Origin of the sequence: Butyrivibrio sp. NC3005 (genome assembly GCF_000424545.1) — a bacterium.
GTDB lineage: Bacteria > Bacillota > Clostridia > Lachnospirales > Lachnospiraceae > Butyrivibrio.
This window is the reverse complement of the sequence record NZ_AUKC01000003.1, coordinates 1-22955: the sequence shown is the minus strand read 5'-3', so window position 1 is coordinate 22955 and position 22955 is coordinate 1. Positions and strand designations below refer to the sequence as shown.

The following is a 22955-nucleotide window of genomic DNA, read 5'->3' as shown; positions in this document are numbered from 1 at the left end:
AAGTTTGACAATTGTAGTAAATCTTGACGTTCTTGAATAAAAATGCCTATCAGAAGTTAGAGTTTAAAAATGAAGATGGAATGTTTAAATGTAATGTGATAATAGCAAAAGTAGGAAAAACTAATGAAATCATTATGAAAAAGAGGGAAGAATATAAAGAATATACAGAAAGCTTCCTATATCATTACTTTTGTTTTTTGGAAATTTGGAATTTCGCAGGATAAAATCGGAATAATAGGAAATTGTATGAGATTAAATCCGTATTTTAGAATAAAGGAGCATCTCATGCAGTAGAATAGGAATGTTATATGCATTTTTATTTATATTTATTGGGAATAATAGTAATCTTGGGGTCTATAGGTTTTAAAATAACAAATTATGATAATAAGATTTTCGTGCATGTTAAGAAAGTTTTTTTTTCTTGTGCTTTTTTATGTTGTGTAGCTGGTTTAAGATCGTTGGAAGTTGGAAAGGATACATATAACTATTCAAGATTTTTCCTTAAAATGACAATAGATGAAGTACATTTTTTTGATTCTAATTATCATTGGGTATACAATTTATGGGATTTGGTAATCAGACAATTTACAGATAATGTTTATATTTTTAATATTTGTTGTTCGATAGTTATCTATGTAGCTTTATATTTTTTTATAACAAGCTATTCTTGTGATATCCAAGTTTCCATTTTTTTATTTATTACGTTGGGAATATTTTTTAATTCAATGAATCAAACGAGACAGGCATTGGCATCTGCAGTTTTGTTGTTTGGTTTCAGATATACAGTTGAAAAAAAATTCATTAAAGCAATGCTGTTATGCTTTGTTGCTACGTTTATCCATAATGTGGCAGTTGTAATGTTTCCAATATATGCGTTTATATGTCTAGTTCCACGTATTAGTCATAAAATTGTTGTGATTTTTTCAGGCGCATCAATAGTAATTGCATTTGCATATGATAGGGTAATAGGAATATTCGTTAATATTTTTCCTAAATATAGGCATTATTTGAAATATACAAAATTATTTGTTGAAAAAAGAAGTATATACCGGTATGCTGATTTCTTTATGGCACTTATATTGCAGATTTTGCTTGTCTATGGTTTGTATAAACTGAAATTTCGAGAAGTTAAAGAAATAAGAAATGTTGAAGCTGGAGAAAAAATTACGAGCATCGCAAACGATGATTTGGGAAATGTATTGGCATGTATGAATGCAATTTATTTATGCATGACATATTTGATTCTTAGTAGTGATATTTTTAATCGATTGAAGTCACTGTTTGTTTATTGGGTGATTCTAACTATACCGTTCATAATAAAGAAGTTTTTTAATGATAATTGGATATTAAAGGCGCTAATATGCGTTGTATCAGTAGCGTACATGTGGAGACTAGGGGTACATGATGGAGATGGCGTAATTCCATACAGTTTTTTCTTTAGCTGGGAGGATCTGCTATTTTGAAATAAATCAATATCTGAGAAGGAGCAAGAATTATTAATTTGAGATTTTGTATCAGCTGAAAAGTTGAATGAGTAGAGTTTGCATATTTATGGTGGTGGATTATTAAAAGAATAACTTCAGAAATTGATTAAAAATGAATATAGAAAAAATTTTATCTTCAATGCTTATTGGAAACTGGTTTCTAGTTAAATCATTTTACGATTACCTATATAACCTAAAGATAATACGTGAGGGTAGTTTTTGATTATTCTATGGAGATATTATGAATGTTTTATATATTTCAGATTCTGATAGTAAATATGGTGCGTCAAAATCAATGCTTTATACGTTAAAGGGATTGAAACAATTGTATGGCGATAAGGTGAAAATATATTTATTAATTCCATTTAAATTACGTCATAATCGTCATATGTATGAGGCATATTGTGAAAAAGTAATATGCAAAGTATTTGGTCAGTATTGTCAAAGTAGACCATATAGCAAATTGGTATTCCCCATAAAAGTTGTTTTAAAATATATAGAATATGCTATAGGAACAATTAATATAGAATTGTTTCTTAATAGAAGTATCAAATTTGATGAAATTGATTTGATACATAGTAATTCATCAAGAGATGATATTGGAATTAGACTTGCCCGAAAGTATAATAAGCGATTGATTTGGCATATAAGAGAATACGGAGATTCAGATTTTAACTGTTTTCATTTCAGAAATGATTATATAGATTTAATGAATGATAGTAGGACTTTACTTGTTGCGGTTTCTGATTCAGTTCGTAACCATTGGATAAATAGGGGAATTATTCCAAATAAGATTATTACTATTTATAACGGCATTGCATGTGAAAAATGTAGAGACTACGGTTGTTTTCAAGGTGAAAGAATAAAAATATTAATGCTTGGAGGAATAAGTGAAGCTAAATGTCAAAAGCATCTTATTGAAGCTATAGCTTTGATGGATAATTATACAAAAAGTCAAGTATTGCTTGATATAGTAGGTGATGGAAATAAAAAATACATGTCTGAGTTAAAGAAGCTTGTAAAAAAGTATAATCTTGGAACAGTAGTTAAATTTATTGGATATGTTCCTAATCCAGAAAAAATTATTGGCCAATATGATGTTGGGGTTATTTGTTCTAAATCCGAAGCTTTTGGGAGAGTTACAGTTGAATATATGATGCATGGATTATTGGTTGTAGCTTCAGATAGTGGGGCTAATAAAGAGATTATTAGAGAGGGAGTTGATGGTTTTATATATAAATGGGGCGATTGCGAGAACTTGGCACAATGCATTAAAAGAATAATATCCGACAAAAGATTGATTCCTGAATTTGGTGGAAATGCACATGAACGAGCTGTAAATGATTTTTCATCTGAAAAAAATATTAGAAAAATATTCTATTTATATTCTGAGTTTGTATAGATGTGAATATATAAAAAATATGTTAGATTTAGAGACTACTACTGAAAAGAAATAGTTGTTGATACCAAGGAAGAGATTACTTGATTATAATATGCTTTTTATGATTAAGAAAGAGGATGTTTGATGAATAGTTGCAGAAAAATAAAATATCATATTGTTAAAAATATACCAGCGGAAATGTATCCGTTGTGTATTGAATTGGGATATGTTAAAAATGTTGGAAAAAAGTGTAATTTAGAACATCCATGTACTTACACAGAAAAAATACAGTGGGCAAAACTTCATAGAAGAAATCAACTATTAGAAATGCTTTCTGATAAAATCCGCGTTAGAAAGTGGATTGAAGAAAAAATAGGGAAAGATTACCTTATACCAATTCTTCAAGGACCATATAATTCTGCGGAGGAAATTGATTTTGATTCACTTCCAGAAAGATTTGTTATAAAAGCAAATCATGGTTCTGGATTTAATTATGTTGTCAATAATAAAAGTGAGATTAACTTAGATAAGGCTATTAAAACTGCCAACAGCTGGCTCGATATTAATTTTGCATACACTACTTTGGAATTACAGTATCAGAATATTAAGCCGCAATTATATGTTGAAGAAAATATATTGAATATAAATGTTGGAGATTTACCAGATTATAAGTTTTTTTGTTTCAATGGTAAGGTTTATTGCTTATATGTAATGGTAAATACGTATCCGGTACATACAAATGCTAAATTAGGTATTTGCGATAGAGATTTTAATTTACTCCCTTATTATCGAGAGGATTTTGAACCGATAAAAGATCAGATTGAAAAACCTGAAAATTATGACAAGATGGTAGAAATAGCAGAAATATTATCAACAGGTTTTTCGCATGTTAGAGTGGATTTATACAATATTAAGGGTAAAATTTATTTTGGTGAAATGACATTTTCTACTGGAAGTGGATTATTTAAATGTGTTCCATCAGAATTTGATGAAATGCTAGGAAAACAATGGGACCTTACTTCGGGAATTTAGCATATGAATAATAATGGTGTAAGCGTAAAGAAAAATTTCATGTTTAGTGTATTTAACCAGCTTACGGGAATAATGCTTCCATTGATTACTACCCCTTATATTTCAAGAGTCCTTAAGGCTCAGGGAGTTGGAGAGTTTTCATATGCTTATTCTATTGCAAACTATTTTTATATATTATCAATTTTGGGATTGAAGAACTATGGTAACAGAACGATTGCATATATAAAAGATGATAGACATAAGCTTTCAAAAACTTTTTGGGAAATATATATGTTCCAGTTTTTGATTGGAACGTTATTATCAATAGCATATCTTGAATACGTGATTTTTTTTTCTCATAGCAAAATAGTAGCACTTGTTTTATGTTTGGTTGTAATATCCGGAACATTAGATATTACGTGGTTTTTGTATGGAATGGAGGAGTTTAGGCTTACTTCCATTAGAGATGTATTAATAAAGCTATTAACGACACTTTTTATTTTTTTATTCATACATAATCAAAACGATGTCTGGAAATATGCTCTTATTTATAGTATTGGTTTTTTATTTAGTCAAGTTGTGGTGATACCTGCTGTTTTTAAGAAAGTTTGTTTTATAAAACCATCATATAAAGGTATACTATCGCATATAAAACCTAATTTAATTTTATTTTTGCCAACGATTGCTGTTAGTTTATATAGGATTATGGATAAAATAATGCTGGGTACGTTAGGTAGTAGCAAAGAAGTTGGATATTATTATAGTTGTGAAAAAATTATAAATGTTCCGCTTGCTTTGATTACGGCTTTAGGAACTGTAATGCTTCCTAGGATGTCAAATATTATATCGCATAATGACAATTTCAATGAATTGGAAAAGACTTTTAATAAATCAATTGTATTTGCTATGTTTATCTCTTCTTCGATTTGCTTAGGAATAATGACGGTTGCGGATATATTTGTTCCTCTTTTCTTTGGGGAAGGATTCGAAAAGTGTGTTGTACTTTTCTATATTATTCTACCAAGTTGTTTGTTCCTTGCTTTTGCAAATGTCATTAGGACACAATACTTATTACCAAGAAAAAGAGATAAACTTTTTATTCTGTCATTGTTTTCTGGTGCAGCGGTGAATTTAATCTCTAACTTTTTACTTATTCCAAAATTGGCATCGATAGGGGCTGCGATAGGAACTCTTGGAGCAGAGATTACAGTTTGTGTTATACAGGCTGCATATGTATACGAAGAGGCTAATATAAAGAGAAATATTATCAATTCGATTCCTTTTGTCATAGCTGGAATCGTAATGTTTTTACTGTTTAAAGAATACGTACCACCAGTTGGAAATATGGTATTTGCACTTATTCTAAAAATTTTTTTTAGTGGTATATCATATATGTTGGTACTTGGAATATTACTTATTTCTAGTAGATTTATTAAGAAAGATGATTCCTCCAATATAATGAATAATGTTAGAGGGCTGATTATAACAAAGAAAAAATGATTCTATCAATAGTGAATAATTTACTTCGAATTTTAGAAAGTGTGATAGAATTGTTACGTTGACAATTATGAGCAGGTTAGAACTAATTATTTTTAGAGATTAACACAATTTCAAAGATTTATTTAAAAAGGATTTTATGTACAACATTTATATAAACTTACCAGAAGTAATTCAAACAGATATTGAAAACGTGTTTCCATATGCCTTAAGAGGATGTGGATATGCGTTTGTTTTCGCACTTTTATATATTTCTTATTTTATTTTGTGTCATAAAAAGCAAATAAAGGTCAAGCTTCGTCCAATAAGTGCGCTTAGCATCTGCTTTATTCTTATATATTTCACTGTTATGATTCAGAGAGTGCTTTTATCTAGAGTGCCGGGAAGCTTGTCTGAAATTGAGGTTATACCTTTTTCTACTTGGAAGAAGTCAATTTGGGATACTGCCTTTTTTATAGAGAATATCATAATGTTTATTCCTTTTGGATTTTTGTTCCCAATAGCTTTTAAGAAATTCAGGAGTTTTTTTGTATGCATTGGAGCTGCATTTTTCTTAAGTTTTTCATTTGAGATGATACAGCTCTTATTTGCGGTAGGATTTACTCAGACAGATGATATCATTACGAATGTGTTCGGTTCTATAATTGGATACTGCGCATTTGGATCTTTATGGATAGTCTATAAGCTATTTGCAGGTATCAAATCAATCATTGGTAAAAAATAACAAAAAAACATTAAAAAATCTCTAATATTAAGTAAAAATAGAATGAAAAATCTAGAAAAACTTCGGAAAATTCACTTTTTTTCTTTAAAATTCTTTTTGTAAGAAAAATATCTATCATTCGTATATAAATTATCGTAAAATTAAATATGGAGAGGTTTAGTCTTATTTTGGTTACACTTTTGAGGGGTGAAATAAATGTTCAAAAAGAAGTTACCACCTTTCATTGTCGACATTCATTGTCATATCTTACCTGGCGTTGACGATGGTTCGAGGAATATGAGTGAGACTATAGCAATGTTAAAACTGGCAAAAAGGTGTGGTATTACGCACATTTTTGCTACTCCGCATTATAAGACAGGACATAGGAATGTTTCTCCAAAGGGGATTGAAAGACTTACTATGAGAGTCCTTGATGAAGCAGAGAAACAGGGGATTGACATAGATATTGCTTCGGGCAATGAAGTATTGTTTTTTTCTGAATTTGATGATTATTTTGAACATGGATGTTTTTGTGGAATGAATGATCAGGATTTCGTTTTAGTAGAGTTTCTTCCAGAAGATCGTTTTGAATATATTAAAAATGCACTCGATATGATTCAAGGGCTTGGAATCACGCCTATTCTAGCACACATTGAGAGATATAACTGCTTTGTTGAATGTTTTGAAAATGCCAGAATTATCCACAATATGGGTGTGCAGATTCAAGTTAATGCAGCAGATGTTACAGGATTTATGGGACGAAGAGTTAAGCGTTTTCTTCACAAAATGCTTAAAGAACAACTTGTAGATTACATAGGAAGTGATGCACATAGGAGTAGAGGTCGTAGAACTCCTGACATTAGAAAGTGTGTTAAAAGATTATATCGTAAATATCCAGCCAAATATGTTGACAGAATTTTGTACAAAAATGCATTTAAATATCTTTTGTAATATTGTTTTCTTTTTTTCTAGCAAAGGGAGATTTGCGTATGGTACAAAAAATTGATCAGGTGAATACCAAAAACACAGGAAGTGGAGAAATTGAAATTGACCTTGGAGAAATCTTTGGTCTAATTCTGCATCGTCTATGGCTTATTATTCTAATAGGTATAATAACTGGAAGTGCAGGATATTTGATAAGTACCTACCTGATTACTCCTGTATATGATTCGACTACCAGTGTATATATTCTGAATAAGAACGAAAGTAATACAATCACCTACAATGATACTCAGGTGGCAACCCAGCTTACCAAGGATTATGAAGAACTTGTAAAGAGTAGGACTGTGCTGGTATCTGTTATCTCCAATCTACAGCTTGAAGAGGATTACAAGAGTTTATATGAGAAGGTTAAAGTCAAAAATGCCACAGATACGCGTATTATAGGTATTACAGTCACAGAAAAAGATCCTAGGCTTGCACAGAAAATAGCTAACAATATTCGAAACGTCGCAACAGATCAGATAAAAGATGTAATGGATATCGAAGCTGTAAATGTCGTCGATGAAGCTAATCTTCCTACAAAACCAGCAGCACCATCTATTATCAAGTGGACTGTTTTTGGCGGGCTTCTTGGAATGATACTTATTGGTTTTATACTGATTCTTCAATATATAATGGATGATTCTATTATGGATTCTGATGATATTGAAAAGTATCTGGGGCAGACTACGCTGGCGCTTATTCCTATTATCGAGGAGGAAGATGAATCCAGAGAAAAGAGAAGTATTTTCAGGAAAGAGAGGAGAAGGTCACGAGAGGAAGAAGACAGCAATATTGTTGAAGAGAAATCTTTTGATAGAGATCCTTTGTTAGAAAAAGAAAACGATGATATAGGAGAGTATGATAAAGAAATAATCGAATCAGAGAGTAATCCATTTACTAATCATGATTCTGATTTGTCAGCACTGACTAGGCTTAACAAGGTGGAAAAAAACGAACGTATGAACTATACAGGTCCAATTCCTAAAGTTATTACGAATGAGGAAGCGTTAAGTGAAGCGCTTAATACGCCTAAAGGTACCAATACCGGGATGACAGCACAGGATATGCTTAGAAGCAATAATATGATAAGACATGAAGAACCTAAGAGGCAATTGACTGTACCAAAAAGGGCAAGTGTTCAGGAAATTGCAAGACAGATGCAAATGGATAGGGCAAAGCAAAATAGCATGAGAAAGCCATCTGCAATGGGAATGAATCAAAGTATGGCAACAAATCCTCAGAGAACTGCTAGTGAAATGATGGGAAACGCCATGATAAACAGCAATCCTCAGAGGAGTGGCAACAGTATGCCGCAAAGTGCTATGCAGAGAATGGGAAATGGGATGCCGCAAAGTGCTATGCAGAGAACAGGAAACGGGATGTCAGGAAGCATTCCTCAGAGGATGGGAAATGGAATGCCAATAGGTGCTCAAAGGCAGCAGATGTCATCAAATGCGCCTAGGCAGGTGGTAAATGGTCAGAGCGTATATATCAAAAATGGAGCAAATAAACAGAGAATAAGTGCAGCTACAACCAGGGATTTAATGAGATCTCATTAACTTTTTAACATGAGGTATAGAGTATGCAGCAATTCGTGGTAAAGGATTCAAATCTTGATTATAGGAGCAGGGAAGCGTTTAAGACGCTGCGAACAAACATTGAGTTTTCAGGTGAAGATACCAGAATAGTAATGGTTACGAGCACCACTCCTGCTGAGGGAAAGTCAACTGTTGCTTTTAATCTTGCCATTTCTTTTGCTCAAAATGGAATGCGAACATTGCTTTTAGATGCAGATTTAAGAAAGTCTGTTATGAAATCGCGAGGAAAAAAGGGAAAGATTCGTTATGGTCTTACTCATTTTCTCGTAGGAAAGGTATCGCTTGACGATTGCATTAGTCAAAGTGATATTCCTAACTTTGATATGATTTTTGCGGGGCCAGTGCCGCCTAATCCAGCTGAGCTTTTGGGAAAAGAGAAATTTGATGCACTTTTAAATTTTGCTAGAGTTCATTATGACATGGTTATTGTGGATACTCCGCCTGTTGGCTCGGTTATTGATGCTGCAATCGTTGCCAAAAAGTGCGATGCATCCATTCTAATAATAGGTGCTGGAGATAATTCCTACAGATTTGTACAGCGTTCTTTGGAACAGTTAAAGAAATCAGGGGCCAACATAATAGGATGCGTACTTAATAAAGTCAATTTGTCGGGACGTGGTTATTATGGCAGATATTATGGAAGCTATTATGGCAAGTACTATGGTAAGTATTATGGGAAAAACGAGGATCATTAACAATTTATAGGTTCTTGTTTTCATCAGGAAAATCAAGAACCGTACCAGACCAAAATTTGTCGTCAAGAGAAACTTTGTCCTGCAAAGCAGGATTCTTGCTGATGATTATTCTAAATCTCAGCAAGAAGTCATAGTAACGTTTCCTATAGTGCCTATAATCATTAGAAATAGGGGATATGAGAAAACAAAAAAATTATGATAGTGATTATGCGCCGCTAGAAGAAGACAGTAATGATGATTTTATACTTGAATACGAAGTAAATGCTACGCCTACTGTTAAAGAACTTGAAGAAGAGCTTCGAAGAGAAAATCATCATAAAAAGCCTGAACCAAAAGAAAAACCAAAGATAAGAAAAATTCGAAGTAAGGAAGCAATGTATTACAATTACAGACCAAAGAAGATAAAAAAAGTCAAAAAAAGAGAACCATTTTGGTTTGAGGTTAAGATAAGCAGTTTTTTTGGACGTATAAGAAGGCGCAATCATTCGTTTAAACAGAATTACAAAAGCGGAATGCTTGTAATACACCGCCATACGCAGATGAATTCGTTGTTTAAGCGTTTATTCCCAAGACACTATCACAGAATTCATCATAGGAGTTTTAAGGTTCGGCAAAAGGTTTGGAAAAAGCTTTTGTTATCGAGCATTATTTGTGTACTTTCTATTATTGCGGTTTTATTCATTTCTGTAGTTGTTATGTATTTTTCAGGTAAGGCTTCTCTTTATAGTCCCAACAAGATTGGACCTATGCTGGGAAGAGCAGAATTTGCTGATGCAAAACAAGCTGATGCAAAGATTAAGGATTGGAAGTCTGACTATGTCAGGTATAATGGCAAGGTTTATGATTACAATGAGAAGATTTTATCTTTTCTTATAATGGGAATAGATCATGATGGAGAAGTTACTGATTACAAAGATGCACTGGACGGAGGACAGGCCGATGCGCTGTTTTTGCTATGCCTTGATCCTGTGAAGAATAAGATATCTGTTATTGCAGTTAACAGGAATACGATGACGGATGTTGATATTTACAATGAGAAGGATGAGTATCAGGGAACCGGGAAATTTCAGATTTGCCTTGCACATGGGTATGGAGATGGCAAACAGGAGAGCTGCTTGCGCGAAGTAAGGGCAGTTTCCAATCTTTTCTACAATCTTCCGATAAACGGTTATGCAGCGATTAACTATGATGCCATCCCTAAGATAAATGATGCGGTTGGAGGTGTGAAGGTAACAGTTCTTGAAGATGTTAAGGTAATGGCAGAACTTAGAAGTGGCAGTAACAAACTTGAAGAAGTACTGCAAAAAGGAGATGAAGTTACGCTTGATGGTATTCAGGCTTTTTGGTACACGAAGGGAAGAGGTGACTATATTGGTGCGGCAGATAAGAGACTTGAGAGAGAAAAGCAGTATTTGACAAGTTTTATTCCGACCTTGCGAACTGAAGTAAGTAAAAATCCTGTTGCTATTATGGACTTATATTCTGATATTTCGCCGTACATGGTTACAGATATTTCTGTATCAAAACTTACCTATTTGATTCAGGAGGCTTCTGCCTACAATTTTTCTGAGGCTTCTTTCTATACTATGGAGGGTGTTACTATGCTCGGAAACACCGGACATGAGGAATTTATTTACGATGAAAAAGCTTTATATGACATGATAATCGAGATTTTTTACAACGAAATAGGGTGAGTGTATGAATAAAGGTATAAGTACTGCGGCTTGTATTTTGGTTATATTCTGCATTTTGATTTCTTTTTCTGGGTGCAAAAAAATAAATGTCAGGGAGGTTGTCAGTTCGAAAGATAATGCCGATATACAAAATGAACTTGATGATCGTGAAAAAAATGATAGTAGAGTAGACTCGCTTCCGCATAATTCAGAGTCAAATGAGCAGATTATTGTTGGAACGGATTCCGTACAGATTGCGTTTAGAGGGAAAGAGCCACTAGCAGATTTTGATTATGATAATGCTGTGTATGGTTATGATAATGCAGTGGCACTTATGGTAATTCCTTCAATTGACAGGAAATTTATCATCCAGACGGGGACAGACGGATATGTCTTATTGGATGAAGGAAACGGTCATGATTTTTCAGATCCAAATGTTGTATTGCATGGAGAAGGTTCTATAATTGAAAGTTTTGCACTTCTCCAAAACGTATTGGATCCTTTGGTTTTAGAGAAAAATCCATATATTTATATTTATATGAAAAACAGGGTTATGGAGTATGAGATTTTTGCGGCTTATTTCCATTCTCCTGAAGATATCCTAGTGAAATACAATTGTTATGACTATACGAAATTTCAAAATTATATTAACGATGTATTTTTAATTAGGGATATGAATTCCTATGTTAATGATTCAATGCATGAGGAAGTTGTTAATACGTGGCAGCTTCTGACGTTGCAATCATCGCTTACGGATGGCAGATGTTTTATTGTTCAGGCTTCGATGACTGGCGCTAAGTCACTTTCGCCGTAAGAACAGTCCGTGAAAGGAGAGTAATAACTACTATGAAAAAAAGTGCAAGAATAGCAGGCGTAATATGCCTTGTTATGTCAATGTCGTTAGGAAATGTTGCTTTGGCTGCTCCTAGTTCCACTACTAGAAATACCGAAACAAGAGTGGTAACTCAAACTGTGTATGTTCCGGTTAGGGAGACGCCTTCGAGTTCATCATCTTATGTTAAATCGCAGGATGTTTATTCTCCTAACAATATAGTTATTACTAGAGAAAAGGCTTCAGGTGGCATTGCCACAATTGTTGGAAATGCATCAACAGGAGGTGCTATCAGAATTTATGCTGATTATAGCAGTGTTACTAATGGAAGAGCAGTGTCTACAGCGGTTGTAGCAAGAAATGACAAAGCTACGTCTTCGCTTAAAAATTATATTAGAGATAAATACGGCGCTGTTTCTTCATTTGGTCCATTCAAGCTTCGCATGTATGATGCTGGAGTTGCTATCTGGGATGGCTTTGGAACATTTACAGCAAGCTTTGGAATAGGTAATCAGTTTGATGGACGTGAAGTTATTGTTTTCCAGATTCACAAGGACGGTTCAATTACAGAAAGAAGAGTTACTGTCACTCAGGGAAAGGTTTCTGTTAGTGTAACTGATATGGGAACATTTATTATAGCATTTGCCTGATATGTAATTGCATCATAGAAAGGAATCGCAGATGAATGTGACAACGACAGCTCCAAACATAAGAAGCAAGCCAGAAAATCAGATGAAGGATGCATTTGATTTTAAATTTCTTAACAGCAATGTCGTAGAAAAAGAAGAACAAGGTCAGGAAGAAAGAGCAGCTTTAATAAACGGTGTTAAGGTTTACAGAAGAAGTTCTGCTGAACTTGAAAAGCTGGATATGACCATTGCTGCAATCTGGCAGAGCAAGCCTTTATATTACAAGTTCATAAAGAGAGCCTTTGATATAGTGGCTAGTTTAGTGGCTTTAGTATGTTTGTCACCTCTTTTCTTTATTACAGCGATTGCTATAGCCATTGAAGATGGTTTTCCGGTTTTCTTTTCGCAGATGAGAACCGGTGCGAATATGAAAGCTTTTCGCTTTTATAAGTTTCGTTCCATGTACAAGGATGCACCTAGGCAGCTCAAAGATTTAATGAAAAACAACGAGCAATCGGGACCTGCATTTAAGATAAAAAATGATCCTAGAATTACAAAAGTTGGTCATTTTATAAGGCATTATTCAATTGATGAACTTCCACAGCTTGTAAACATTATCAAAGGTGACATGTCAATTGTGGGACCAAGGCCTATTTTAGATTTCCAGATGGAAGCTTGTGATGAGTATGATTGTCAGAGAATGTGCGTTAGGCCGGGACTTACCTGTTACTGGCAGATAAGCGGAAGAGCCAATATAAGCTGGGAAAAATGGGTTGAACTTGATTTGCAGTATGTACGAGATATGAGTATTCTTACAGACTTAAAGCTTATATTGAAGACAATTCCAGTAATATTCAAAGGCGCCGGAGCTTATTAAAAGTAGGAGTGTATGTAAGGAGTTTTTAAGTTGCAGATATTTTTATTATTGCATAAAACACAATATTGATTTAAAAAGAGTTTTGATTACAATTTATGGATACTATCAATAATCTTTCGCTAGGGTTAAAGATAAATTTTTCCATAAATAGCATCAAAACTCTTTTTTTTAACAATAGATTCTTAGCATATCAGCTTTTCCGTGAAGCTTTAAATCTGGTGAATTGGCTGGTACGAAGATGCAATCTCCTTTAATGAAATTCAAAAAGAAGTTATCTCCAAAAATACTGCCGCATCCATCAATACACAATAAGACTTCAAATGAAGTAGAACCTGAGCTATAATCTGCCATGTCACGGACATGCTCTGTATTTATTCTGATTTTTTCAACCTGAAAATATTTGCACCTTGCAAGCAGTGTTGAACTGTAGCCCGGCTGATATTTTAATACGTGCATAGGCTGACGAGGTGATGTACTGCTTTTGGTGTTTGCAACATCGATTGCTTTATCAATATGAAGTTCACGAAGGTTTCCGTTTTTGTCTCTTCTGTTATAGTCATAGAGGCGGTAGGTCAAGTTGGAACTTTCTTGTATTTCAGCAATTAATGCACCTTCGCATATGGCATGTACTGTTCCGGCTTCTATATAGAATACGTCACCTGGATGGATATCTATTCTATTTAGATATTTCTCGATGCTTCCGTCAAGAGCGGCTTTTCTTAAGGTTTCCTTGCTTATATTTCGCTTGAAGCCATAGACTAGCTTTGCGCCCTTTGCGGCATCTATTACATACCACATTTCGCTTTTTCCTAGTGAGTTTTCATATTTAAGAGCGTATTCGTCACTTGGATGCACCTGTACAGACAAATCTTTGTAGGCATCTATGAATTTCACCAGAATAGGAAGTCCATATCTGGTATCGGGATGTGTTCCCAGAAATTCCGGATGATCCCTGATTACGTCTATTAGTTTTTTTCCTTGAAAAGAACCCGAGGCTACAACGCTTGGTCCATCTGGATGAACGCTGCATTCCCAAGTCTCTGCAAGAGGTGTTAAAGGAATATTTTTGGAAAAAGAATCCTTTAATCGCCTTCCTCCCCATAAATAATCTTTTCCTGCAGGTGAGAGCAAAAAAGGATTATTGTGGATCGTCGTATTTAATCTTGTCATTTACGCTTATCTCCTTGCCAAGCTGAACTTCAATCAGCGAAAGCTCTGAATCTGCGATAATCATATGACGGCATCCAGCCTGCATTGTGATTATATCACCTGGTTTAACCTGTTGTTCCATTCCATCGATAATGGTACGTCCGGTTCCGGAAATGATAGTCCATGCTTCATCTCTGTGCTGATGGCTGTGGTAATTCATCTTGTGACCTGCATGAAGAGTAACTTTTATAGTCATGCTGTCGCTTTCAACATCGATAACTTGATAGTTGCCCCAGCTTTTTTCAGCATAGCGGATTCTGTCATCGAAAGTATCTACAAAAGGTTTGATGTAGCTTGACTGAGGCTTGTCTGAAACAAGGATTCCGTCTGGAGAAGCTGCAACAATCACATCTTTAAGTCCCATGCACAAAAGCGGAACATCCATGTTGTTGATAACATGTACGTTGTCACAGGAAGAAAGAGTTGCATTTCCAATTGTGTGCTCCTGCATTGCCTCTGTGAGTGTGTTCCAGGTTCCAAGATCTTTCCACATGCCGGAGAAACGCATAACATTGATGCGGGATTCTTTCTCAACTACAGCATAATCGAAACTAATCTTTGTAAGTGTTTCATATTTTGAGAAAAGATCATCATAGTCTGTGAAATCGATAAGTTTATGAGCAATATCGAGAACATATCCAAGTTTGTAAGCAAAGATTCCGCCATTCCAGAGTGCTCCTTTTTCAAGATACTCTTTGGCAGTCTCTATATCAGGCTTTTCCTTGAACATGCTGACTTTGCTGACATTTTCTTTTGTCTCAGGGATTATATAGCCATACTTTTCTGAAGGATAGGTTGGTTCCATTCCCATAAGTGTTAAGTTGGAATCTCCTTCTTTTGCAAGTCTTGCAAGCTCTTTCAATGCTTCGAAGTAGTCACTTTCAACATAAGGGTCTACAGGGCATACAACAACTGATTCGTCTCTGTCTACGTGCTTAATATCATGAAGAAAGCATGTAGCAAGAGCGATAGCAGGGAATGTATCTCTTCTGCAGGGTTCTACAGAAATAGATACATCTGAGCCAATCTGATTGTGAATGGCTGATACCTGACTTTTGGAAGTTGCGATTGTTACAACCGCATCTTTGTCTATCTTTTTTATATTATTGTACATACGCTGAAGCATAGATTCATAAGATCCATCTTCATTTTTGAAGATTTTAATGAACTGTTTGCTTCTAACATCATTTGAAAGCGGCCACAAGCGTTTACCGCTTCCACCTGATAAAAGGATAATATTCATTTTTTCTTTCCTTCCTTAATCTCTCTGGAAAATATCTCTAGTATAGACTTTATCTTTAACATCATCAAGACATTCGTTGTAACGGTTGGCAATAATAGCGTTGCTCTTTTTCTTGAACTCCTCTAAATCGTTGACAACAAGACTTCCGAAGAAGGTTGTACCATTCTCAAGAGTTGGTTCGTAGATAACAACTGTAGCTCCTTTTGCCTTGATACGTTTCATTATACCTTGAATAGAGGATTGACGGAAGTTATCTGAGTTGGATTTCATAGTAAGTCTATAAACTCCGATTACTACTGAATGCTCTTTTTCCTTGTTGTATTCTTCGGAGTTACCATAGCAGCCGGCAATTTCTAATACTCTGTCAGCTATAAAATCTTTTCTTGTCCTGTTGGATTCCACTATAGCTTCAATAAGGTTTTCCGGAACATCCTTGTAATTTGCAAGAAGCTGTTTGGTATCCTTAGGAAGACAATATCCACCATAACCAAAGGAAGGGTTGTTGTAATGTGTACCGATTCTAGGATCAAGGCATACACCATCTATGATGTGCTGAGTATTAAGTCCCTTGGACTCAGCATAGGTATCAAGTTCGTTGAAGTAGGATACTCTAAGTGCAAGATAGGTATTGGCAAAAAGTTTAACAGCTTCAGCTTCTGTAAGTCCCATAATAAGAGTATCGATATTCTGCTTGATAGCACCTTCCTGGAGAAGCATTGCAAATGTATTGGCTGCTTTTGTAAGCTTTTCATCTTCAAGATCTGTTCCGACAATGATTCTGGAAGGATATAGGTTATCGTATAAAGCCTTGGATTCACGGAGAAACTCAGGGCTGAAAATAATATTCTTTGTGTTGTATTTTTCTCTTACAGATTTGGTGAATCCAACTGGTATAGTTGATTTAATAACCATAATCGCATTTGGATTAACTTTAAGAACAAGTTTAATAACATCTTCAACTAGAGAAGTGTCGAAGTAGTTTTTCTGAGGATCGTAGTTAGTAGGAGTAGCAATAACTACAAAGTCAGCATCCTTGTAAGCTTCTTCACCATTTGTTGTTGCTGTAAGATCCAAATCTTTTTCCTCAAGATACTTCTCAATATAAGTGTCCTGAATAGGAGATTGTCTGTTGTTAATAAGCTTGACTTTTTCAGGGATGATATCAACAGCTGTAACGTGGTTGTGCTGTGATAAAAGAGTAGCAATTGATAATCCTACATATCCTGTTCCGGCAATAGCAACGTTGTAAGGTTTGTGTGGCTCTAACTCTTTGTCAGGAGCATCTTCATAGACCTCTGTAGGATCAAACAAAAGTGTGCTGCTAAGGGCTTCGAGCTGTGGCAAAAGAGGAATATACTCACAGGATTCGATACGACTAAGTGTAGTTCTGTTGATACCTGTGATTCTGGATAATTCAGCCTGAGTTAAATTTAACTCTTTTCTTTTTTGTAAAACCAAATCAGCAAAACGCTGCTGTGAAAAAGTTTTCATAGTAATCTCCATTCTTGTATAATAGTAGTTGTTTTGGTGTTTTATGTATTTTTTTATAATCAAACCAAATTTCGTCGACGATGAAATACGCAATCATTATAAGGGTCTATATTAATTGGATAGACCTTTTTGTTAAAATTAGAATATCATTTTTGTGATTTAAAATCAACTTTTAACTTGAAAATAATTAATTTTTAGTTGAAATCACCCTGAAATGTTACTTAAAATAACATTCCGGGGCTTGGAGGCCTATTTTGAAGGATAAAAAATATTACACATCAGGGGAGTTTGCCTCAAAAGCTCATGTGTCTATAAGAACTATTCGATTTTATGACAAAAAGAATCTTCTTCACCCTTCGTCTTATAAAGAAGGTGGTGCAAGACTTTACTCTGACGAAGATTTTGCAAGGCTTTCTCAGATTCTTTTGCTGAAGTATCTGGGTTTTTCTCTGGATGAAATAAGAGAAATGACAATTGCGTCAGCTGATAGTCAGCTTCTTTTACAGAACTTAAATGTTCAGAAAAGACTTGTAGAAGAGAGAATAGAGCAGATGCAGGCTATGACAGATGCAATAGACAGAACCACTGATGCTATTGAGAGACAGCAACAGGTCGATTGGAGTAGCATGCTTAATCTTATCCATTTAAGTGTTATGGAACAGAGTTTTAAGACTCAGTATCAAAATGATGCAAATATTACAGCTAGAATAAGGCTTCATAGAGATTTTTCTGTAAACAAGACAGGGTGGTTTCCATGGATGATGGATAAGTGCGATATAAAAGATGGCATGCGTATTCTTGAAGTTGGATGTGGAAGTGGGGCTTTTTGGACTGAAAATATGGATAAACTTCCAGATAATATAGAAGTTGTTCTATCGGATATTTCTGAAGGTATGATTCGTGATGTAAGGCGCAGTATTGGAAATGACATCAGGTTTTCGTTCAGACAGATTGACTGCGAAAGTATTCCATTTAATGATGAAGAATTCGACCTTGTTATAGCTAATCATGTTCTGTTTTACTGTAAGAACTTAAAAAAGTCTGTGTCAGAGTGTCAAAGAGTTCTAAAAAAAGATGGAATATTTGAGTGTAGTACTTATGGAGCAAGGCACATGAAGGAAATAACCAATCTTGTTCAGGAATTTAATCCTGACATAGTACTTGCAGCAGAGGAACTGTATGATAAGTTTGGGTTGGAAAATGGTATGGCTATTTTGCAGGATTTTTTTACCGAAATAAATATGGTGCGTTTTGAGGATGCGATTGAAATATCTGTTGCTGAGCCATTGATTTCATATATTTTATCCTGCCATGGCAACCAGAATCTCAAACTTCTTGACAGATACAAGGATTTCAAGGAGTTTGTTGAGAAAAAAACTGCGGATGGATTCCACATTACAAAAGATGCAGGAATTTTTCTTTGTAAAAAATAAAAAAAGTGCTTGAAGGTGACGTAACGTCATGTTATATATTAAATTCAAGATCGATAATGACAATTGTCATAAGGAATTTAATATATATATGAAAATCGCTTTTTGCGATGGAATGGAGATAATATGAATATTATTGTAACTGGCGGAGCTGGCTTTATTGGAAGCAACTTCGTATTCTATGAACTTGAGTCACATCCTGAAGACAGAATCATCTGCCTTGACGCACTTACATATGCAGGAAACCTTTCTACACTTGCACCAGTAATGGACAAGCCTAATTTCCGTTTTGTTAAGCTTGATATCTGTGACCGCGCGGGAGTTGAGAAGCTTTTCGAGGAAGAGAAGCCAGATATTATCGTAAACTTTGCAGCTGAGTCTCATGTAGACCGTTCAATTGCAAATCCAGAAATTTTCCTTCAGACTAATATAATTGGTACATCCGTACTTATGGATGCTTGTCGCAAATATGGAATTAAGAGATATCATCAGGTATCTACAGATGAGGTTTATGGTGATCTTCCACTTGACCGTCCAGACCTCTTCTTCCACGAAGATACTCCTATCCATACATCAAGCCCTTACAGCACATCTAAGGCTTCTGCTGATCTTTTGGTTATGGCATATCACAGAACATTCGGACTTCCTGTTACAATTTCCAGATGTTCTAACAACTATGGCCCTTACCAGTTCCCTGAGAAGCTTATTCCTCTTATGATTGCCAATGCTATGGCTGATAAGAAGCTTCCTGTATATGGTGAAGGTATTAACGTTCGTGACTGGCTCTATGTAGAAGATCATTGCAAGGCAATCGACCTTATCATGAGAAAGGGAACAGTTGGAGAAGTTTATAATATCGGTGGTCACAATGAGATGAAGAACATTGATATCGTTAAGCTTATCTGCGATGCTCTTGACAAGCCATATTCTCTTATCGAGCATGTAACTGACCGTCAGGGACATGACCAGAGATATGCTATTGATCCTACAAAGATTCATAATGAACTTGGATGGCTTCCTGAGACTATGTTCAAAGATGGAATCAAGAAGACAATTCAGTGGTATCTTGATAACAAGGAGTGGTGGGAGAACATCATTTCTGGTGAATATCAGAATTACTACAAAGAAATGTACAGCAACAAGAAAGTAATTGATTGATAAAAAACGAGGTTTTTGAATAATGGGACAGATTTTTGTTGAGAAAAATGTTGGTGGAATTGAAGGTTTATGTGTTATTACACCAGCTGTTCATGGTGACGAGCGCGGATACTTCATGGAAACTTATAATGAAAATGATATGAAGGAAGCTGGTTTTGACATAAAATTTGTTCAGGACAACCAGTCAATGTCTACTAAAGGTGTTTTGAGAGGACTTCACTTCCAGAAGAATTATCCTCAGTGTAAGCTTGTTCGTGCGGTAAGAGGAACAGTATTTGATGTTGCTGTTGATCTTCGTTCAAACTCCAAGACTTATGGAAAATGGTACGGCGTTGAGCTTTCTGCAGAGAATAAGAAACAGTTCCTTATTCCTGAAGGATTTGCACATGGTTTCCTTGTTCTTAGCGATGAAGCTGAGTTCTGCTACAAAGTAAATGATTTCTGGCATCAGAATGATGAGGGCGGAATGGCATGGAATGATCCTGAGATTGGCATAAAGTGGCCAAATGTCAAGGGAGAGTATTCAGGAAGTGCTTCTGCCAATGGTTATGTGATGGAAGATGGTACACCACTTAACCTTTCTGATAAAGATCAGAAATGGCTTGGGCTTAAAGACACATTTAAGTTTTAATAATACAGAACGGTTTTAATATTGCATTTATAAAGATAAGTCCTGTTACTACTTGCATTATGCAGGTAGTAGCAGGCTTTTTTGCATTATAAAAAAAGATAAATTATTATAGATGATTTTTGAAAAGTCTGTAAGACTGCAACTAATGAAGCAAGGGCAAAATGGCGATATAGGGGATAAGAGATTAACTATATAGGTTATTGTTTCTTATGACTTCTTGCTGAGATTTAGGATAATCATCAGCAAGAATCCTGCTTTGCAGGACAAAATTTGTCTTAACGACAAATTTTGGTCTGGTACGGTTCATGATTTTCCTAATGAAAACAAGAACCTATAGATTTTTGTCACTGCGTTCCAAAAACTACGCAAACTGGCCATTTGAAAAGGCTTCGCCTTGGACCAGTTTGCCACTTGACTTTTGGTCTCACGAAACTCGCAGTAAATGCGAGTTTCTGAATGTAAGTGACAAGAAGTCATACTTTAATGTTGGAGCCATATGAAAAAACTAATCGCCATTTTTTGTGCCATAACTTCAGTATTTTTTATAACGTCCTGTCAGCTTTCAAAGGAGATTCAAGTTGAAAATGACAGTTCTATTGCAATGTCATATGAAGAGACTACTTATATTGAAAGTACTGTAGTCGGCAGCGATATTGTTTATCACAAATCTAATGATATAACTTCTGATAAGATTACTCTTACATACTTTAATTTCGATCAGAGAGAAATAACGAATTATCTGGCTAATAGGTTCATGCAGATTTATCCTAACATAACAGTTAAGAACTATTATGAGAGTGTATCAAGCTATGATGATACTCTTCTTACAATGGTTTCAAATGGTGAAACTCCTGATGTTATTATGTACTCAGATGCTGATTTTGCACTTTCGAACATGCTGCTGGGCGATATTACAGATTTCTGGAATAAAGATCCTGAGACCAAAAACTTATTGCCTACTATTAACAGTGCAGGACTTGGATGCTTTGGAACGAGTAGAAGATATGCAGTGCCTGTTAAATTTTTTCCGGGAATTATCTATATAGATAGAAATGTTTTGAATAAACTTGGTATTGCAGAACCAGACACTGGTTGGAATTGGGAAGAAATGATTTATCTTATAAAAGACGCTACATATACAGATGAAAATCAGAAAAAGTACTACGGCTGTGGGTGTGCCAATAGACTTGATTCGTATTATGGAATTGCGTATTCTGACAAGATTATTGGGGAACTAGGATTTGATGGTAGGAGATTTAACCTAGAAGGATGGGCTATTGGAGAGCAGGAGTTTTCTGATTTGAAAAACGGAGGGTACGTTGCCCCGTTAAAAGGAACTCCTGAAATGAAAGAATGGCTTGGTGATGAGAATGCCTGGTATGGGACATCTGGACAAGTTGCTGTTTTAGTTGATTCTTTTTGGACGTATCAAGGCATATGGGAAAGCTATGAAATTATGCAAAGCGATCTGGATATTGTGCCTTACCCAATTCCTGTTTCTTTGACAGAAACAGAATCGAATATAGATAGCAAAACTATAGCAACAATTGATTTTGGAGGAATATCTTCGAGTACTAGATACCCGCGTGAAGCGTATGAACTTCTCAAATTTATGAGTTTTGGAATAGATGGATGGAAAACGAGGATTGAAGCATACAATGATTATTCTGTTCTTAACTCTGAGGGTAATTTATTGAAAAATGATGTTATGCCGGCTCCCATTACTATGGATAATGAAATATGGGAATTATACAAAAAAATGTTTTATACAAATATGGATAAAGAACATAAGAATTATTGGGATATTTATTTTGAAAGCTGCAGAAATCCTATTCCATATGGCTGGACGAATATTGCTGGGTATTGGAATTTTTGCAATCAGTTTTTTAATAAGGTTGGTATACATGATATTGTTGATAGTGGAAGAGTTCCTGCGAGTAATTTCGTACAAGAAGCGTCTAAGCAGGCAAATTACTATCATGCAATAGCAATGCTGGAATACTTTGGAAAACAAGGGTATGATGTTTTGTCTGAAAATGAGATAACTTTTTATTCAAAACTCAAAGCAGATAATCAGATTGTTATTGAAAACGATGGATAAAGTAGGACAAAATTTGTCGTTAAGACAAATTTTGTCCTGCGAAGCAGGATTCTTGCTGATGATTATCCTAAATCTCAGCAAGAAGTCATAGATTTTTGTCACTACGTTCCAAAAACTACGCAAACTGGCCATTTAAAAAGGCTTCGCCTTGGACCAGTTTGCCACTTGACTTTTGTTCTCACGAAACTCGCAGTAAATGCGAGTTTCTGAATATAAGTGACAAAAAGTCATACTTTTTGTTATTTGAACTAATTAGATGAGTTCTGATGGCTTGTAATATTTCATGAGCAGAATTGTTTATAAACGTTGGTTTTTGGGGTTAAAAGGC

Annotated in this window: 19 protein-coding genes; 16 read left to right on the top strand and 3 right to left on the bottom strand. The window is 35.0% G+C overall.

The genetic code is table 11. The features are described 5' to 3' along the window. Window positions 1-308 precede the first annotated feature (308 nt). From G634_RS0100100 to G634_RS0100045, 12 genes are all read left to right on the top strand, one after another. Window positions 309-1463 carry an EpsG family protein gene (locus G634_RS0100100; RefSeq protein ID WP_026503577.1) on the top strand — a complete coding sequence of 385 codons (1155 nt, stop codon included), beginning with the start codon at window positions 309-311 and terminating at the stop codon, window positions 1461-1463. 262 nt (window positions 1464-1725) lie between these two features. Further along, window positions 1726-2886 (top strand): glycosyltransferase family 4 protein, encoded by a 1161-nt coding sequence (locus G634_RS0100095; RefSeq protein ID WP_026503576.1) that lies wholly within the window; start codon window positions 1726-1728, stop codon window positions 2884-2886. A gap of 123 nt (window positions 2887-3009) precedes the next feature. Continuing rightward, window positions 3010-3897, top strand: coding sequence for an ATP-grasp fold amidoligase family protein (locus tag G634_RS0100090; protein ID WP_026503575.1), 888 nt, complete (start codon window positions 3010-3012; stop codon window positions 3895-3897). Between the two features lie 3 nt (window positions 3898-3900). Continuing rightward, a complete protein-coding gene (locus G634_RS0100085; RefSeq protein ID WP_026503574.1) occupies window positions 3901-5376 on the top strand; it encodes a flippase in 1476 nt (491 codons plus the stop codon). A gap of 136 nt (window positions 5377-5512) precedes the next feature. Further along, window positions 5513-6097 (top strand): VanZ family protein, encoded by a 585-nt coding sequence (locus G634_RS19950; protein WP_051233578.1) that lies wholly within the window; start codon window positions 5513-5515, stop codon window positions 6095-6097. Between the two features lie 195 nt (window positions 6098-6292). Then, on the top strand, window positions 6293-7027 hold the full coding sequence (locus tag G634_RS0100075) for a CpsB/CapC family capsule biosynthesis tyrosine phosphatase (RefSeq protein WP_081676381.1): 735 nt from the start codon (window positions 6293-6295) through the stop codon (window positions 7025-7027). A gap of 38 nt (window positions 7028-7065) precedes the next feature. Further along, window positions 7066-8619: a Wzz/FepE/Etk N-terminal domain-containing protein gene (locus G634_RS19945; protein WP_051233577.1), complete on the top strand. Its 1554-nt coding sequence runs from the start codon at window positions 7066-7068 to the stop codon at window positions 8617-8619. Window positions 8620-8642: 23 nt separating this feature from the next. After that, a complete protein-coding gene (locus tag G634_RS0100065; RefSeq protein ID WP_026503572.1) occupies window positions 8643-9353 on the top strand; it encodes a CpsD/CapB family tyrosine-protein kinase in 711 nt (236 codons plus the stop codon). A 176-nt stretch (window positions 9354-9529) separates the two neighbouring features. Beyond that, window positions 9530-11047, top strand: coding sequence for an LCP family protein (locus tag G634_RS0100060; protein ID WP_051233576.1), 1518 nt, complete (start codon window positions 9530-9532; stop codon window positions 11045-11047). A gap of 4 nt (window positions 11048-11051) precedes the next feature. After that, entirely contained in the window at window positions 11052-11840 is a 789-nt protein-coding gene (locus G634_RS0100055) for a hypothetical protein (protein ID WP_026503570.1), read from the top strand. Between the two features lie 32 nt (window positions 11841-11872). Continuing rightward, window positions 11873-12508 (top strand): hypothetical protein, encoded by a 636-nt coding sequence (locus tag G634_RS0100050; protein WP_026503569.1) that lies wholly within the window; start codon window positions 11873-11875, stop codon window positions 12506-12508. Window positions 12509-12539: 31 nt separating this feature from the next. Continuing rightward, on the top strand, window positions 12540-13364 hold the full coding sequence (locus G634_RS0100045; protein WP_242826740.1) for a sugar transferase: 825 nt from the start codon (window positions 12540-12542) through the stop codon (window positions 13362-13364). Between the two features lie 168 nt (window positions 13365-13532). On the opposite strand, the gene G634_RS0100040 is transcribed toward G634_RS0100045, so the two are convergent. Genes G634_RS0100040 through G634_RS0100030 form a run of 3 tightly spaced genes read right to left on the bottom strand, consistent with a single transcriptional unit; the run spans window position 13533 to window position 17307 of the window. Beyond that, a complete protein-coding gene (locus G634_RS0100040; protein WP_051233575.1) occupies window positions 13533-14534 on the bottom strand; it encodes a type I phosphomannose isomerase catalytic subunit in 1002 nt (333 codons plus the stop codon). Then, window positions 14503-15816 (bottom strand): sugar phosphate nucleotidyltransferase, encoded by a 1314-nt coding sequence (locus G634_RS0100035; protein WP_026503566.1) that lies wholly within the window; start codon window positions 15814-15816, stop codon window positions 14503-14505. Before G634_RS0100035 ends, G634_RS0100040 begins: the two co-directional genes overlap by 32 nt. 15 nt (window positions 15817-15831) lie before the next feature. After that, window positions 15832-17307 (bottom strand): nucleotide sugar dehydrogenase, encoded by a 1476-nt coding sequence (locus G634_RS0100030; protein ID WP_026503565.1) that lies wholly within the window; start codon window positions 17305-17307, stop codon window positions 15832-15834. 254 nt (window positions 17308-17561) lie between these two features. Between G634_RS0100030 and G634_RS0100025 the strand changes: the two genes are divergently transcribed. The 4 genes from G634_RS0100025 (at window position 17562) to G634_RS0100005 (ending at window position 22627) form a co-directional block, all read left to right on the top strand. Beyond that, window positions 17562-18740: a MerR family transcriptional regulator gene (locus G634_RS0100025; protein WP_035798342.1), complete on the top strand. Its 1179-nt coding sequence runs from the start codon at window positions 17562-17564 to the stop codon at window positions 18738-18740. Window positions 18741-18863: 123 nt separating this feature from the next. Beyond that, entirely contained in the window at window positions 18864-19895 is a 1032-nt protein-coding gene (gene rfbB, locus G634_RS0100015; RefSeq protein ID WP_026503563.1) for a dTDP-glucose 4,6-dehydratase, read from the top strand. A gap of 22 nt (window positions 19896-19917) precedes the next feature. Next, entirely contained in the window at window positions 19918-20526 is a 609-nt protein-coding gene (rfbC, locus tag G634_RS0100010; protein ID WP_026503562.1) for a dTDP-4-dehydrorhamnose 3,5-epimerase, read from the top strand. Between the two features lie 496 nt (window positions 20527-21022). Further along, a complete protein-coding gene (locus G634_RS0100005) occupies window positions 21023-22627 on the top strand; it encodes an ABC transporter substrate-binding protein (protein ID WP_026503561.1) in 1605 nt (534 codons plus the stop codon). Window positions 22628-22955: the final 328 nt, after the last annotated feature.

Excerpts from the sequence above, each read along its gene's own strand:
- G634_RS0100100 (WP_026503577.1), top strand. The coding sequence starts at position 309 with ATGCATTTTTATTTATATTTATTGGGAATAATAGTAATCTTGGGGTCT.
- G634_RS0100095 (WP_026503576.1), top strand. The coding sequence starts at position 1,726 with ATGAATGTTTTATATATTTCAGATTCTGATAGTAAATATGGTGCGTCA.
- G634_RS0100090 (WP_026503575.1), top strand. The coding sequence starts at position 3,010 with ATGAATAGTTGCAGAAAAATAAAATATCATATTGTTAAAAATATACCA.
- G634_RS0100085 (WP_026503574.1), top strand. The coding sequence starts at position 3,901 with ATGAATAATAATGGTGTAAGCGTAAAGAAAAATTTCATGTTTAGTGTA.
- G634_RS19950 (WP_051233578.1), top strand. The coding sequence starts at position 5,513 with ATGTACAACATTTATATAAACTTACCAGAAGTAATTCAAACAGATATT.
- G634_RS0100075 (WP_081676381.1), top strand. The coding sequence starts at position 6,293 with ATGTTCAAAAAGAAGTTACCACCTTTCATTGTCGACATTCATTGTCAT.
- G634_RS19945 (WP_051233577.1), top strand. The coding sequence starts at position 7,066 with ATGGTACAAAAAATTGATCAGGTGAATACCAAAAACACAGGAAGTGGA.
- G634_RS0100065 (WP_026503572.1), top strand. The coding sequence starts at position 8,643 with ATGCAGCAATTCGTGGTAAAGGATTCAAATCTTGATTATAGGAGCAGG.
- G634_RS0100060 (WP_051233576.1), top strand. The coding sequence starts at position 9,530 with ATGAGAAAACAAAAAAATTATGATAGTGATTATGCGCCGCTAGAAGAA.
- G634_RS0100055 (WP_026503570.1), top strand. The coding sequence starts at position 11,052 with ATGAATAAAGGTATAAGTACTGCGGCTTGTATTTTGGTTATATTCTGC.
- G634_RS0100050 (WP_026503569.1), top strand. The coding sequence starts at position 11,873 with ATGAAAAAAAGTGCAAGAATAGCAGGCGTAATATGCCTTGTTATGTCA.
- G634_RS0100045 (WP_242826740.1), top strand. The coding sequence starts at position 12,540 with ATGAATGTGACAACGACAGCTCCAAACATAAGAAGCAAGCCAGAAAAT.
- G634_RS0100040 (WP_051233575.1), bottom strand. The coding sequence starts at position 14,534 with ATGACAAGATTAAATACGACGATCCACAATAATCCTTTTTTGCTCTCA.
- G634_RS0100035 (WP_026503566.1), bottom strand. The coding sequence starts at position 15,816 with ATGAATATTATCCTTTTATCAGGTGGAAGCGGTAAACGCTTGTGGCCG.
- G634_RS0100030 (WP_026503565.1), bottom strand. The coding sequence starts at position 17,307 with ATGAAAACTTTTTCACAGCAGCGTTTTGCTGATTTGGTTTTACAAAAA.
- rfbB (WP_026503563.1), top strand. The coding sequence starts at position 18,864 with ATGAATATTATTGTAACTGGCGGAGCTGGCTTTATTGGAAGCAACTTC.
- rfbC (WP_026503562.1), top strand. The coding sequence starts at position 19,918 with ATGGGACAGATTTTTGTTGAGAAAAATGTTGGTGGAATTGAAGGTTTA.
- G634_RS0100005 (WP_026503561.1), top strand. The coding sequence starts at position 21,023 with ATGAAAAAACTAATCGCCATTTTTTGTGCCATAACTTCAGTATTTTTT.